Genomic DNA, 15350 nt, shown 5'->3' on the forward strand with positions numbered 1-15350 from the left:
CTCATCCCTCTTCGGCGGCTGGCACCATGGTCAGCGTGACAGTGAACCGCTCGTCCGGCGAAAGTGCACTGGGAGCGCCATCGGGCGCGTGTTCAGCCCTGAGGATCTGCCGCGCATTGGTGACGGCCTTGAGATCCTCCACGGTCTCACCGATCAGAGTCTCGATGTCACCTTCGCCCCCGGAAATCGTGAGGGTCTCCACCTCGGCGCGCATCGACACCTGAAGCTCTGACTTCACCTTGCGAGCCGCGGCGAGTATCGCTACGAACGTGTCACCCCGGGCGCGCAGGGCGTCCGGATCGATCTGATCGTCCTGCCTCGGCCACTCGCCGCGCGCATGCACCGTTCGCGGATCCGTGGTGTCGTTTCCGAGCATGATGTCGTTCAGAACATCGGTCACATAGGGCGTGAACGGCGCGAACAGGCGGATCAGAGTCACACTGGCGTGGTGCAGCGTGTAGAGGGCAGACCGCTCGCCGGCGTCAGGTTCGCCTTCAAAACGGGTGCGATGCTTCACCATCTCCAGGTAATTGTCGCAATAGGTCCGCCAGAAGAAATCCTCGGCGACCCGCAGCGCCTGGGCATACTCGTAATCTTCGAACGCCTCCGACGCGCGTTTTACGGTCTCGGAAAGCCGGCCAAGCAACCATTTGTCGAGAGGATGGACAATGTGTCCCGCCTCCAGGTCCGCACGTGCACTGGTCGGCGTGATGCTGGTGCCCGACAAGGACATATGCGCGAGCTTCACCGCATTCCACAGCTTGTTGACCAGGCGCTTGCCCTGGCCGAGCGTGTTCGGTGAGAGCGCCGTGTCGTGACCGAGGCGCGACGTGCCCGTCCAGTAGCGCACCACGTCGCTGCCATGCTCGTCCAGCAACTTGATGGGGTCGATCACATTGCCTTTGGATTTGCTCATCTTCGAGCCGTCGCTGGCCAGGCACCAGCCCGAGATCGCGATATTTTTCCAAGGTATGGCACGCTCGTGGTGGAGCGCTTTCACGATCGTGTAGAACGCCCAGGTCCGGATAATCTCGTGGGCTTGGGGACGCAGCGCCATCGGGAAGAGCCGCTTGTGCGTCTCATAATCGCCGACCGCGTACGTCTCACTGATCGCCCGCGTATTGAGTTGCGGGGAAACCGAGCTGGTCGCCCAGGTGTCCATGACGTCGCGTTCGCCTTCCACCTCGTGGGCTTCATAGCCTTTGGGCAGATCGGTGGTCGGGTCGACGGGCAGTTCATCGGCTCCGGGCACGATAATCCTGCCCTCCTCGCCCGCGCGCTTGGAATACCAGACCGGAAGCGGCACCCCGAAATGCCGCTGGCGGGAAATGGACCAGTCCCATTTCAGCCCCTCCACCCAGCTCTCGAAACGCTGGCGCATGTATTCGGGGCGCCAGGTGATCTCGCGGCCTTTCTCGAGAATCTGGTCCTTGTATTCCAGCGTCTTGATGAACCATTGCGGCGTGACGATAATTTCAAGCGGCGCGCCCGAGCGCTCGGCAACCGGGACGACCTGATGGGTCGTGTCCTGCTTCAGAAGCAGGCCCTCGTCCTTGAGAATCTCGAGAATCTGCGCCTTGGCCTTCTCCGCCTTCAGCCCCGCGAGCGCTTCGATGGTCGATTGCGCCCTGGCCAGGTCGAGCGTCGGCCAGTCATCGCTGCCGATTTCAAGAGTCTCCTTCATCTTGCCCGCGCGATCGATCACGACTCGCAAGGGCAGACGGTGCGCGCGGAACCAGTTGATGTCCTGAACGTCGCCGAAGGTGCAGCACATGACGATGCCGGTTCCCTTCTCCGGATCGACCGCCTCGTCGGCGATGATCGGGACGGGCACGTTATAAAGCGGACTAATCGCGCGCTTTCCGACCAGCTCTTTGGCGCGGGAATGCTCGGGATGGATCATCAGCGCGCCGCAGCCGCCGATCAGTTCGGGGCGCGTGGTCGCGATGACAGCCGGTTCGCCGCCGCCTTCGATCTGGAACGGTATCTGGTTCAGCTTGCCTTCGCGCTCGATCTCTTCCACTTCGGCCTGGGCGATCGCAGTGCGGTCGGCCGGGTCCCACAATGTGGGTTCGAGACGGCGCTCCAGCAGTCCTTTCTCGTAGAGATCGAGAAATGACATCTGCGAGATCGTCCGGCTTTCATCGGAAATCGTCTGGTATTCCCGACTCCAGTCGACCGACAGGCCAATACGGCCGAACAGGTCGCGAAATTGCTGCTCGTAGGGGGGTATGACCTCACGGCACAGCGCCACGAATTCCTCGCGCGCCATAGTCCCGCCGCGCACCTTTTTCACCTTCTCCACCAGGCGCTCGGTCGGCAGACCGTTATCGTCCCAGCCGATCGGATACAGGACATTGCGCCCGCTCATCCGGAAGTAGCGCGCGAGGATGTCGGCCTGCGTATAGGAGTAGATGTGTCCGATATGCAGTGCGCCCGACACGGTGGGCGGTGGGGTGTCGATGACATAGTCAGAGTCGGCCGGCGCAGTCGGATCCCACTTGAAAGCCTCGTCCTTGGCCCATCGGTCGAGACACTCGCTCTCTGCCTGGGCGGGTTTGTATTTGTTGGGAAACTCTTTCATGAGATGCGCGCCGTCACTTCCAAAGGGTCGGGAAAGCGCCGGTCTTAACCGATTTTGCCCAGCCGCAAAAGGCGAACGACAGAGCGGGTGTCCGACCGCTTCAACCCCAACCCAGGCCCGGAGCCGGCCCTTGCGGACTCTCATCCAGGCGCGCTCTGGGGCGTCTTGCGCGTGGCGACTACCGGCTTAAGCTTGAGGGCGATGACCCAGCGACCCAACGATACCCGTCTCTCCGTCCCTCGTGACACGGAGAATGACTACAGTCTCGACGCCGCTCGGATCCGCCGGGATTTCATTTCGCGGCGGACCGGCGCGGATCTGACCCATACCGGCTCTTTCTCCATCACCCCGGAAATCACCCGGGGCAATGTCGAGAACTTCATCGGCGTCGCCCAGGTGCCGGTAGGCCTGGCCGGCCCCTTGCGCATCGATGGCGAGCACGTGAACGAGGACGTCTACGTCCCGCTGGCAACCACCGAGGGCACGCTCGTGGCCAGCTATAATCGCGGCATGCGTATCCTGACCGAGGCGGGCGGCGTGCGCACCACGATCCATGAGCGTTTCATGCAGCGCGCGCCGGTCTTTCACTTCGACGATGCCCGGGGCGCGCGCGATTTTGCCGCCTGGATCGATGCCCGGACTGAAGACATTCGCGGCGCGGCCGAAGCCTCATCTTCGATCGCGAAGCTTTCTCACATCGAGCGCTATGCGGTGGGCCCGATGCTGCACCTGCGGTTCAACTATGAAACCGGGGATGCGGCCGGACAGAACATGGCCGGAAAGGCGACCTACGCGGCATGCGAGTGGATCGCGGCCAATCATCCCGGCGGCGCGCGCTACACGCTTTCCGGCGCGATGGACACCGACAAGAAGCATAGCCAGCTCAACGTGCTTCATTCGCGCGGGGCGCGCGTCATCGCCGAGGTGCGCATTCCCAGTGCGCTGCTGCGCGAAAGGGTCGGCGCGTCTGCCGAAACCCTGTTTCGCGCGCGTCTCAATTCCTTTGCCGGATCGGTCATGGCAGGATCGGCCAATAACGGCATGCATGCCGCCAACGCGCTCGCGGCCCTCTTTATCGCCACCGGCCAGGATGCCGCCAACGTGGCCGAAAGCCATGCGGCGATAACCTATGTCCGGCTCGAGGACGATGGGGAGACCTACTACTGGTCCATCACCCTGCCCTCCCTCATAGTCGCAACCTTTGGCGGCGGCACGGGACTGCCCACGCAGGCCGAATGCCTCGACATCCTGTCCTGCCGCGGCCCGGGCAAGGTCGGTCGTTTCATCGAGATCTGCGCCGCGACCGTCCTGGCCGGGGAGGTCTCCCTCGCCGGAGCCGTGGTGGCCGGCGACTGGGTGGACAGTCATGAAAAGCTCGGCCGCAACAGGGGCAAGCGATGAGCTCTCGGCACACCGGAGCCTCGAACCGGGCGGCCCCCGCATTCGTCAGCGCGGTTCTAGCGCCTTCAGGGCCGGACTGGCGAACTGGCGGTAGGCCAAGATGCCGACGATCAGCAACGTCGTGCTGATCTGGGCGACGGGACCGGCAATGAGAGCCAGGTAACCGATAGAAAAGAACAAGGTGCGCATACCCCGGTTGAACTGGCGGCCGGCAACCAGGTTCATCTCGGCCGCGCGTCCGCACGCGGCCAGCGCCGCCTCGGGATTGTCGCGTTCGGCCGCTGCACCAAGCAGGACCGCGGAGTAGTTGGTCAGTCTGTAAGTCCAGCCGAACTTGAAAAAGGCGTAGGCGTAGATCACCAGGAGCCCGAGGCTGATCATCTCCCACTGCGTACGCGAGGTGTGCGCCAGCAAGGGCAGATCGGCCATGGCCAGCATGATCGTCTCTAGCGCGGTCAGGATCGTGAAGGCGGCGCCGATGCCCAGAAGGGCCGTCGACGCGAAGAACGCGATCCCGCTCTGAAGCCCGGCAATGATCTGCGTATCCATGATGCGCACCGGCCGGGCCGCGACCGCGCGCATCCACTGTCGGCGCTCCTCGTTCATCGCCGTGGAAAGCGTATGCCGCGACAGGGGGGAATGGTCGACGATGAAGGAATAAATGCCTGCAATCAGCAGAAAACCGATCAGGCCGAAGTAAACGCTGTCCATGGCGGTCCTGCGAGGCGGCGGGAGCGCGCCGCCTCGCGGACGCGCGGAATTATTTCACCTCAAGCACGCACAGGCGGCACTTGTCGAGGTGGTAGTCGGTTTCTTCGATTTCGCGAATGGCCACAAGACCGTCTTTCTCAAGGGCTGAGAAATGAGCCTCGTAACCCTCAGGCCAGACATCATTGTGCACCGTGGCAACGATGAGCCCGCCTGGCTTCGTGATCCGCACCAGTTCGTTGAAGCCTTTCGGTCCCACATGAGAATGGGTAAACGTCCCGACGCAGATGACCGCTCCGTAGGCATCATCTTTGTAGGACAAGGGCTGGGTCATGTCCTCGACCTGCAGCTCACGATAAGCGCCCTTCTCGCGAGCAATGTCGAGCATATCCGGTGACAGATCCATGCCATCGATCGTGGTGAAGCCCCGGGTCGCGAGCTCCACGCCGGCCAGGCCCGTCCCGCACCCGGCGTCCAGAACGACGGTATCGGTCGCCACAAGCGACTTCAGCTTGTCGGCAGAAATCGCCGGAGCGACATAGCCCATGCCCTCGACCGTGTCCTTATCGTAGGACTTTGCCCAGTCCTTGTAAGTATCACGGCATTCATCCACACCGCCTTTAAGATTATAGATGCGGTCGAGAATCTCGTTTTCGTGTGCCATGACTCGTGTGGTGACCTCTGCGATTTTGAGAAAAGACGACTTACTTATTAACGCATACTGCGGTGCAGCGCAAAACCTTGACCCCATTATTCTTCCGTAGGCACCCCCGACTTGCTCCGGCCACGAACGAATTCTGGCCTGGAATGCGGGCCCCTACACCCCGTGCTCGTGTCGTGCGCCTCACTCCAAAAGCAGGATGACAGCCAGGGACCGACTGGGCTAACGCAGGGCTACGCCGCACCGGCCAACAAGGACTGACATGGCTCCGCCTCTTCTCACGCTCCAGGATATTCACCTCACCTTCGGTGCCTCTCCCCTCCTTGCCGGAGCGGAGCTGAGTATCGAAGCGGGAGACCGGCTTTGCCTGGTCGGACGCAACGGTTCGGGAAAGTCCTCCTTGATGAAAGTTGCAGCCGGCCTCGTCGAACCGGATGATGGCGAGCGCTTCTTCCAACCCAACACTACGATCCGGTATCTGGAACAGGATCCGGACCTGTCCTCTTTCAAGCGGGTCATCGACTACGTGGAAGACGGGCTGGCACCGGGCGACGAGGACTATCGGGCGACCTACTTGCTCGAGGCACTCGGACTCAGCGGCGAAGAGGCGCCATCGCGGCTTTCAGGAGGCGAGGCGCGCCGCGCTGCGCTGGCGCGCGCGCTCGCACCCGACCCAGACATCCTTATGTTGGACGAACCGACCAACCATCTCGACCTGCCGGCAATCGAATGGCTGGAAAGCGAGCTCAAGGCGCGCCAGGGCGCGATCGTTCTGATCAGTCACGATCGCCGCTTCATGGAGAACCTGACGCGAGCGGTCGTCTGGCTCGACCGGGGAACGACCCGCCGGCTCAACAAGGGCTTTGCTCATTTCGAAGACTGGCGTGACGAGGTATTCGCGGCCGAAGAAACCGAGCAGCACAAGCTCGACCGCCAGATTGCGCGCGAAGAAGACTGGATGCGATACGGCGTCACGGCCCGGCGCAAACGCAATCAGCGCCGCCTCGCCGATTTCAGGGCGTTGAAAGACAAGCGTCGCACGCATCGCGGCCCTCAGGGCCAGGTCAGCCTCGAAGTGAGTGAAGCAGACACGTCTGGCAAGCGCGTGGTCGAAGCCAGGCATATCTCCAAGCGCTTCGGCGACCGGAGCATCGTCGAGGACCTGTCGATTCGGATCAGCCGGGGGGACCGGCTGGCAATCGTCGGGCCGAACGGTGCTGGCAAGACAACCTTGATCAACCTGATGATCGGAAATCTCCAACCGGATAGCGGGACGATCCAGCTCGGGACCAATCTGGCAGTTGCCACGCTGGACCAGCGGCGCGCCGCCCTGCAGCCGGGTTGGACGCTCGCCGACGCCCTGACCCAGGGCGGCGGCGATCAGGTCGAGGTTGCCGGCAAGACCAAGCATGTCATGGCCTACATGAAGGATTTCCTCTTCCGTCCGGAACAGGCGCGGACACCGGTAGAGGTGTTGTCAGGCGGAGAGAAGGCGCGCCTGATGCTGGCGCGCTCGCTCGCCCTGCCATCCAACATGCTCATCCTGGACGAACCGACGAACGACCTCGATCTGGAGACGCTCGATCTGCTCCAGGACATGATCGCCGACTATTCGGGAACCGTGATCCTCGTCAGCCACGACCGTGACTTCATCGACCGCATCGCGAGTTCCACATTGATGTTCGAAGGCGAGGGCAAGTGGCAGGAATATGCGGGCGGATATTCAGACATGCTCGCCCAACGCGGAGAAGGGGTGAAAGCGCGCAAGTCCGAAGAGAAGAAAGCTGGCGCCGCCAAGACCGCCCCTGCGTCGACAAGCATCACAGCCGCCAAGAACCGGGCCAAGCTTTCCTTCAAGGACAAGTACGCACTCGAGACGCTCCCGGGTGAAATCGAGGCCCTCAGCGCCAGAATCAAGACGCTGGAAGCCGAGATGGCCGATCCGGCCCTATTCTCGCGCAACCCGGAGCGTTTCGACGCGGCCAGCCGGGAACACGCTGATGCGCTTACCGAAAAGGCCGCGAAGGAGGAGCGCTGGCTGGAGCTGGAGATGCTGCGCGAAGAGATCGAGGGTTAGGCCCGAAGGGTCAACGCCTGCTTTGCCGGCACCTTGCCATCAATCAGGGCGCGATAGCTGGCCAGTGTTGCCTCGGCGCCCGAACGCTCCTCGAACTCGAACAGGCCACGGCCTTCGCTAGCAAAGGCCAGCCATGCCTCGCCATACCGGCGTCCGAATTCGCCAGCACCCCATTCCTTGATCCGGTCGCGCACATGATCGGGAGCAAAAAAGAAGACCGGCTTCGGTCCGGGCATCGCTCCAGGCGGCGCTGAATTCTCCCAATGAGCACCCCCGACCCGAATATTGCCGGCGAGCGCATCGCCGAGCCGTGAGTGGATCGCCTTGTTGACCGCGCTGTCACCAGCGAAATCAATGACCAGACGCGAAGGTTCGGCTTCCATGTCGGCCACATCATCATAAAGAGCCACCCGGTTATAATAGCCGAGCGCCTCGACAAACCTGCGATTTCCCGGCGAGGTGATAGCCTCAATCTCGATGCCGTGACTGCGATCGCGATCAAGAAGGAAAGCCAGCGCGATTGCGGTCTTGCTCGATGCACTGGTCAGGCTGACGCGCCTTGCACTCAGAAAGCCGGTATCGCGTAGATGCAGGTCAATCAGGAATGACGTGATGAAGAGGGGCTGCAGCACCATCTGCACCGCCTCGAGATCGGCGCGATACCCGGGATCCGAAGCGCAGCGCGTGTAGCGATTATAGGCCGACGGCAGGCCTGCACGATGATCGCTGGTGTCGATGAAGCTGCCGGCTTCGATCCGGCCCGGCTTCACGATCAGCTCGGCTCCGGCCGGAAGATAGCCGTAGATGCGTTCGCCGACCTCAAGACCACCGGCGGCGCGGCACTCCTCGACTTCTGCGAAGCCCCAGACGGGCAGATGGCCCGTAGTCTCTCCGGCTGGGAAGAAATCCCAATAGCGCATGGCCTCGCCGAAGGCTGCGTAGGTGATGTTGTTGGCCGTCAGTGCGAAACGGTCGACGCGCAACCGCGCCTCACCTTCCTGGAGCGGGCGCGATGGCACCTCGCTAATCGCGGCGGTGGAAATATCATTCTTGTCGATCGATAGCACCCAGCTCATCAAACATCTCCCGTCTCGCTCGATCTGCAGCCTCAAGGCTCGCGACAGACTTTACAAGCGCTTGTGAAAGACCATGACGAAGACGCCGGTCAGGCGAAGATCGCCACCATTTGCCGCGCCTTGATCACGCACTCGCCGTGCGCATTCCAGATGGTCATATCCTGCGTCGAATATCCGTCCCTCGCGTGGTCGGCGCTGGCTTCCAGAAGCCACCACCCCTCCTCGGTCCGGGGGGTATCGACAAGAACGTCGATCATCCAGGTCATCGACGATAACGGGGCGGCCCCGTTCAGGGCCGGCGTGACGGCCGGCGGCAACGCGTCGGCCAGCGCGATCAGGCTCAGCTTGTGGGCCCGGGATTTCAGGTCGCGCAGACGCACCCAGCTGAGTTCACGGGTCTGGCCGCCCCCTGTGAAGGGCGCGCCGTCACTCTTCCACACGAACTCGAGCTGGCGTGTGAAGGACGGAACGCCGCCGGGAAAGACCATGGGGGTGGCGTCGGGCCCAGGAAACGGCATCGCCGAGGCCGGCGCGGCTGGCGGAGCGAGGTTCAGATTGCTTTCGCGCGCCGCCGCGAAGGTGAATGTCGCATCGGCTCCTATGCCGGACGGTCCCGAGAGGCGTGTGTGAACGCTCGATGCCGTGCGACCTTCGCGCAGCACCTCCGCCTCGACGTTGACCTGGCCAGCGCTCGGCCCGACAAAGGAAATCATGGCGCTGCGCAGCGGACGACGCTCATCGACCAGACGCCGGGCAGCCATTAGACAAAGCGCGGCTGTGACGCCGCCGTAGGAGGTGCGTCCTTGCGTCCAGTCGGGGCCTATCTCGACCTGCAATCCTCGATCCGTCGATTTAACAGCGTCAAACAGGTCGGACAGCGACATGACAGGCTCCGTCAGGATGTGAACAGCGTTTACATCCGACTGAGCACACATTGCCCGGCCTGCCAAGAGCGGCGACGGTGCAAAGCTTCGCTGCCGCGCCTAACGCGCCGACTCCAGCAGCTCACCGGACGCAGGCTGCGTCTGGCCGGAAGCCTTGGCAAAACGCATATGGCCATCCTCAATCGGTCCGAACCGGATGGTCATCATGTCCATGATATAGTTCTGATAGGTCTTCCAGGGTGCCTTGGTCCCCTGCCTGGGCAGGGTGGCCAGTGCCCTCTGGACGTAGCCGGACGAGAAGTCGAGCAGGTCGCGGGTCTCGAGATCGGCCGGCGGTTCGGGAACGCAGTAATCGTAGCCCTTGGCGTCCATGTGGTTGAGCAATCGGCAGATTCGCTCATGGGTCAGGTCGATCTTCAGCGTCCAGCTCGCATTGGTGTAGCCAAACGCGAGCGCGCAATTGGGCACACCGGACAACATCATGCCGCGATACGTCACATGAGCGGGCGCGTTAAACCGCTCTCCGTCGATGACAATCTCGATGCCGCCTCCGATCAGCATCTCAAGGCCTGTGGCCGGGATGATCAGCTCGGCCTCCAGATGTTTGCCGGATTTCAACTGGATGCCGGTCGCATCGAAGCGCTCCACATGATCGGTCTCGATTGACGCTTCACCGGACTTCAGCACCTCGAAGAAGTCACCGTCCGGGGCCAGGCAGAAGCGTTGGTCCCAGGGGTTGTAGGACGGCGAGAAATGGGTCTCGACATCGAAGTCGTCGCCCAGCTGGTTGCGGATTTCCTTGAGCACGCCTTTCTTGACGTAGTCCGGATGACGCCGTGACAGGTTGAAGAAGAACATGCCGAGCCCGATCTGCTTGACCCGCGTCAGCAAATAGGCTGCGCGGGCCGGCAATACCTTGCGCAGCCAGTCCGCGATCGCATCGCGTGAGGGGCGGCTGGCGATATAGGTCGGCGAACGCTGGAGCATAGTTACGTGGCTTGCGCGTCCCGCCATCGCCGGGACGAGCGTGACCGCCGTCGCGCCCGACCCGATCACGACAATCTTCTTGCCCGTGTAATCGTAGTCTTCATCCCAGAGCTGGGGATGGATGATGTCGCCCTTGAACTCGGCCATGCCCGGAAAGTCGGGCATGTAGCCGTGGTCATAGCGATAATAGCCCGAACACAGGATCAGGAAGCTGGCGCTGAAGCGTTTGCGCTCGCGCCGCTCGCCGACCTCGGCCTCCAGGATCCATCGTGCGCTGGCGCTGTCCCAGTCGGCGCGCACGACTCGGGTCTGGAAGCGGATATGCTCCAGTATGCCCGCCTCGCGCGCGGTGTCGGTCACGTAGCGCTTGATGCTGGGCCCGTCGGCAAACACCTTGCCGTCCGTCCAGGGGCGGAAGTTGAAGCCGAACGTGTACATGTCGCTGTCCGACCGGATGCCGGGATAGCGGAACAAATCCCAGGTTCCGCCCAGATCCTCGCGCGCTTCGAGAATCTGGTAGCTCTTGCCGGGCGAGCGCTGTTGGAGGTGATGCGCGGCGCCGACACCTGAAATTCCCGCACCGACGATCAATACATCCGTGTGCGTTTCCACCGGTGTCGTCATGTCCATGGCGCGTCCTCCCGCTTGCAGGCTCTTCTTCGAAGCGTCTCACAAAAGCGAACAACGTTCAAAAATTTTCGGCAAGTGGGCGGTGCAGCCTTGAAAGCGCGTGACCGGCGCGGCCAGGCGAAGGGTGTCAGCAGTCTATCTGTTCGCGCACACGCTGCGCGGCGGACCGGTCCCACTGCTCGATACGCACCACGATCTCGCAGCGTTGTTCCGGCGTCAGACGCGGATCGGTCGCGAGATCTTCACCGAGCTGCTCGAACGTTGCGACACCCTCGATCACCTCGAGCCCGCCGGCTTGCGGCGTATCGAAGCGCATCAGCTGTCCGCCATCGTCCCAGCGCGGCCATTCGGGAAAATCACCCCCGCCCGCGCCCGGATTTCCGCTGCGTGCGAACTCCGCCCAGTATCCGCCCATCGCCGCGGCGAGGCTTTCGCGCCCTTCCGCATTGGCATCGGTGAACAAGGCTCCATCGAGTCGGCCAAAGAACTCGAACCGATTGAACACGAACGGGATTTCGACGGCATGGCCGGAACCGATCAACTGGCCCAGATCCATGAAGAGGAAGCGCCCTCCCTCGTCCCAGTCGAACCGATAGGCCCAGACATCCTCGTGACCGTCGTCCACCAGGCTCAGGGCCATGCTGTCGACCGCATTGATGCGCCAGACACGTGACTGGTATTGCGCAAGCGCATCGTAGAAGTCGGCGTCTCGGGCGGTATAGAGCACGCCAAACCAGGAGCGGACGAGCTGGGAATCGAGGAAGTTGAACAGCTTCATCTCCTCGAAATTCGTGCCCGTGATAACCGGCACGTCGTTGAACCACTCCGGATCGGTCAGGCCTTCGCGAATACCCTCGGCGGGCAAGGTCACGCCATCTGCGATCATCCTCGGCAGCTCAACGCCGAAGGCGAAACCCTCGTGATAGGTCGCGAAGATTTCCTCCAAAGACGCCGAGCGCAGAGCTTCAGCTGTCTGCCCACCAGCGAATTCGGCCGCTGCCTCGCGGGACGGATTGACGATGGCTTCACCGCCCTGTTCAGCGGCTTCGAGCGCGACCGTGTCGAGCCCGCCGCTTTGGATAATGGCCCGGTGAAACAGGCCGCGGGCCGGCGGTGAGACGAGCAGGCCGGCCACGTCGTACCCGCCCGCGCTTTCGCCGAATATGGTCACGCGATCCTCATCGCCACCAAAGGCAGAGATATTGGCCTGCACCCATTCGAGCGCTGCCGTCTGGTCGAGCAGGGCGAAGTTGGCACCGCGGTCGAGATCGGTCCCGGCTGTGTCACGGATGGCCTCGTGGGCGAAAAAGCCGAGCGGGCCGAGGCGGTACTGGATGACGACCACGATGACATTCTGGTCGGCAACAAGCTGGCTGGCATCGTACTGGGCGGCATAGCCCCAGACATTGGAGCCCCCGTGGATCCAGACCATGACCGGAAGGTCGCCCCCCTCGGCTGCCTGTTCCGGTGCGTAGATGTCGAGATAGAGACAGTCTTCGCGGCCCACTAGCAGGCCTGGCTCGATACCCTGGCCCTGGTCGAGCGGTGTCGTCATCTGCGCGCACCGGTCCGAAGACGCCAATGCCTCAAGCCGTCCCTCAAAGGCGGGCGCAGGTCGCGGCGCGCGCCAGCGCAGATCGCCAACCGGAGCGGCGGCGAAGGGAATGCCACGCCAGACCTGCGCTCCGGTGGAAGTCTCTGTAAAGCCAATGAGTTCGCCTTGAGCGATGGTGCGCGCCGTCGCCTCGTCGGGCACCGGCGGAGCGGGCGTATCATCGGCGCCACAGGCCGCGAGCATCAGGCCGATCAGAAGAATGAGTGCGCCGCGCATGAAAGCCTCCCCGCTTATTTCGCGAACCTGGTTCGAGAGGTTAGGCGGTGACCGGGCAACTCGGCAACACACAAAAAGAAACCCCGGCCTGAACGGCCGGGGTTTCCGGAGACGAGGCGCGTGCGCCAACACGATGGCGCAACGTGTCTGCTACTCCTGGTTCTCGCCGCCCTCTTGCAGGTCCTCAGGGACCGGGAAGCCGCGGTCACGCATCAGCGGGGCGATATCGGCATCGCGGCCACGGAACTCGCGATAGGCTTCAGCCGGATCCACAGAGTTGCGCGGGGCGAAGAGCGTCGAAACCATGCGCTCGGCCACTTCGGGGTCATAGAACCCGCCCGGTGCCTCGTCGAACGCTTCTGCGGCATCGGAGGTGAGCACGTCAGCCCACATATAGCCGTAATAGCCCGCCGAGTAGCCTTCGCCGGAGAAGATGTGACCGAAATGCGGGGAACGGTGACGCATCACCAGCTCGTCCGGCATGCCCAGCTCTTCCAGCGTCTCACGCTCGAACGCGTCCGGGTCGATGCCTTCAGGATCGGTCGTGTGATAGTACATGTCGACCAGCGCGGAGGCGAGATACTCCGTCGTGGCAAAGCCCTGGTTGAAGGTCGACGCCGCATTCAGCTTCTCGACCAGCTCGTCCGGCATCGGCTCGCCGGTCTCCACATGACGCAGATAGCCGTCGATCACCTCGTCGGTCAGCAGCCAGCGCTCAAGAAGCTGGGACTGGAACTCGGTATAGTCACGAACGCCGCCATTCAGCGTCGGATAGGCGACGTTGGACGAAAGCGAGTGCAAGGCGTGCCCCATCTCGTGGAAGAACGTCTCCGCATCGTCGAACGAGATCAGGACCGGTTCGCCGGGACTGCCCTGGATGAAGTTGGAATTGTTCGAGGTGAGCGGGGTTTCCTCGCCATCGAACGTGGTGTGACCGCGATAGCTGGTCGCCCACGCGCCCGACCGTTTGCCCTGACGCGCGAACGGGTCGAGATACCACAGGCCGATATGCTCGCCGCTTTCGCGATCGGTCACGTCCCAGACGCGCACGTCTTCGTGGAAGACCGGCACGGAGCCATCGGTGATTTCCTCGAAGGCGAAGCCGAACAGCTCACCGGACACATGGAACATCGCTTCGCGAAGGTTATCCAACTGGAAGTATTGCTTCACTTCCTCTGAATCGAGGTCGTAGCGTTCCTGCCGGACCTTCTCCATGTAATAGCGGTAGTCCCATGGCGCGATCTCGAAATCGCCGCCCTCGGCGTCGACGATTTCCTGCATCATCGCGACTTCTTCCTCGACGCGTCCGACGGCGGCCGGCCAGACGGCTTCCATCAGCTCCATCGCCCGCTGCGGCGTTCCGGCCATGCGGTTTTCCAGGCGCCACTGGGCGTAATTGTCGTAGCCGAGAAGTCCGACCCGCTCGTCGCGCAACTGGAGAATCTCGGCAATGATCGCGTTATTGTCGAACTCGTCGGCGTTGTCGCCGCGCGAGTAGTAGGTTTCCCAGACCTGCTGACGCAGCTCGCGCTCGTCCGAATAGGTCAGAAACGGATCCATGGAAGAGCGGGTGTTGAGGACCGCATATTCGCCGTCATGACCGCGCTCGGCCGCCAGGGAGGCCGCAGAGGCGACGAAGGAGTCCGGCAGGCCGGAGAGCTGATCTTCCGACAGGTAGAGAACGTAATTCTCTTCGTCGGCCAGCACGTTGTTGGAGAATTGGGTGTAAAGCTCGGCCAGGCGCTGGTCGATCGCGGCATAGCGCTCGGCCGCCTCGCCCTCGAGCGTCGCACCGTCGCGCGCGAAATTGTCATAGGTCAGCTGCACCAGACGCTGCTGGTCGGGACGCAACTCGCTCATTTCGTCCGAGTTGTAGACCGCCTCGATCCGCGCAAACAAATCCTTGTTCTGCGTGATCTGAGTGAAGTAGGCCGACAGCCTCGGCGCCATTTCCTGCTGAATCTCGCGGAATTCCGGCGAGGACAGGTTGGACGACCAGATGCCGTAATAGGTGAAGACCCGGCCCAGCGTGTCACCGGCCCGTTCCATCGCCACGATCGTATTTTCAAACGTCGCCGGTTCGGGATTGCTGGCGATCGCCTCGATCTCTTCGAGGTTCTGGGCCATCGCGACTTCCAGCGCGGGCTTCAGATAGACCAGCTCCATCTGGTCGAACGCCGGGACGCCGCCATGCGGGCCATCCCATTCGGCCAGAAGCGGATTGGTTTCCGCAGTCGTGTATTCGCCTTCGATTTCGCCGTTGCCGGCCATTGCGCCGGTGCTTTCGCTGCCCGTCGCAGCCTCGCTTTGAGCCGCATCTGCGTCCTCGGCCGGCCCTTCGGCTTCCGGCGCGCACGCGGCAAGTGCGAGCAGGCTCGCGGTTGTGATCAACAGATGGCGCATGATTGGCCCTCCCCTTTCTGACAACGCAGGTCGATGTCTTCGAAACGCGGCAGCCTAGTGTGGCCTTGGCGCCCCGTCATATGAACATTTCACAAGGTTCTGCCTCAA

The 15350-nt window shown here is 62.6% G+C and carries 10 protein-coding genes; 2 read left to right on the forward strand and 8 right to left on the reverse strand.

What is annotated here, in order from left to right; all coding sequences use genetic code 11:
* Nucleotide 1: 1 nt before the first annotated feature.
* Nucleotides 2–2584, reverse strand: coding sequence for a valine--tRNA ligase (locus PGP17_RS00610; protein WP_270373722.1), 2583 nt, complete (start codon nt 2582–2584; stop codon nt 2–4).
* Nucleotides 2585–2785: 201 nt separating this feature from the next.
* Here PGP17_RS00610 and PGP17_RS00615 point away from each other — a divergent pair, with 201 nt between their 5' ends.
* A complete protein-coding gene (locus PGP17_RS00615; RefSeq protein ID WP_270373723.1) occupies nt 2786–3985 on the forward strand; it encodes a hydroxymethylglutaryl-CoA reductase in 1200 nt (399 codons plus the stop codon).
* A gap of 45 nt (nt 3986–4030) precedes the next feature.
* On the opposite strand, the gene PGP17_RS00620 is transcribed toward PGP17_RS00615, so the two are convergent.
* Complete coding sequence (locus tag PGP17_RS00620; protein WP_270373724.1) at nt 4031–4696, reverse strand: DUF599 domain-containing protein; 666 nt, start codon at nt 4694–4696, stop codon at nt 4031–4033.
* A gap of 49 nt (nt 4697–4745) precedes the next feature.
* Nucleotides 4746–5357 carry a class I SAM-dependent DNA methyltransferase gene (locus tag PGP17_RS00625; RefSeq protein WP_135944782.1) on the reverse strand — a complete coding sequence of 204 codons (612 nt, stop codon included), beginning with the start codon at nt 5355–5357 and terminating at the stop codon, nt 4746–4748.
* Nucleotides 5358–5616: 259 nt separating this feature from the next.
* On the opposite strand from PGP17_RS00625, the gene PGP17_RS00630 reads away from it, so the two are divergent.
* The gene (locus PGP17_RS00630; RefSeq protein ID WP_270373725.1) at nt 5617–7431 is read left to right on the forward strand and encodes an ATP-binding cassette domain-containing protein; all 1815 of its coding nucleotides are present in this window, start codon (nt 5617–5619) and stop codon (nt 7429–7431) included.
* Here PGP17_RS00630 and PGP17_RS00635 read toward each other — a convergent pair.
* The 5 genes from PGP17_RS00635 to PGP17_RS00655 all read right to left on the reverse strand — a co-directional run bounded on the left by PGP17_RS00635 (nt 7428) and on the right by PGP17_RS00655 (nt 15110).
* Nucleotides 7428–8507: a DUF2855 family protein gene (locus PGP17_RS00635; RefSeq protein WP_270373727.1), complete on the reverse strand. Its 1080-nt coding sequence runs from the start codon at nt 8505–8507 to the stop codon at nt 7428–7430. The genes PGP17_RS00630 and PGP17_RS00635 overlap by 4 nt on opposite strands.
* An 89-nt stretch (nt 8508–8596) precedes the next feature.
* Complete coding sequence (locus PGP17_RS00640; RefSeq protein ID WP_270373728.1) at nt 8597–9391, reverse strand: thioesterase family protein; 795 nt, start codon at nt 9389–9391, stop codon at nt 8597–8599.
* A gap of 99 nt (nt 9392–9490) precedes the next feature.
* A complete protein-coding gene (locus PGP17_RS00645) occupies nt 9491–11008 on the reverse strand; it encodes a flavin-containing monooxygenase (protein ID WP_270373729.1) in 1518 nt (505 codons plus the stop codon).
* A 127-nt stretch (nt 11009–11135) separates the two neighbouring features.
* On the reverse strand, nt 11136–12839 hold the full coding sequence (locus tag PGP17_RS00650; protein ID WP_270373730.1) for a carboxylesterase/lipase family protein: 1704 nt from the start codon (nt 12837–12839) through the stop codon (nt 11136–11138).
* A 150-nt stretch (nt 12840–12989) separates the two neighbouring features.
* Nucleotides 12990–15110: a M3 family metallopeptidase gene (locus PGP17_RS00655; RefSeq protein ID WP_442915125.1), complete on the reverse strand. Its 2121-nt coding sequence runs from the start codon at nt 15108–15110 to the stop codon at nt 12990–12992.
* Nucleotides 15111–15350: the final 240 nt, after the last annotated feature.

The organism is Marinicauda sp. Alg238-R41, from assembly GCF_947331485.1.
Taxonomy (GTDB): Bacteria; Pseudomonadota; Alphaproteobacteria; order Caulobacterales; family Maricaulaceae; genus Marinicauda; species Marinicauda pacifica.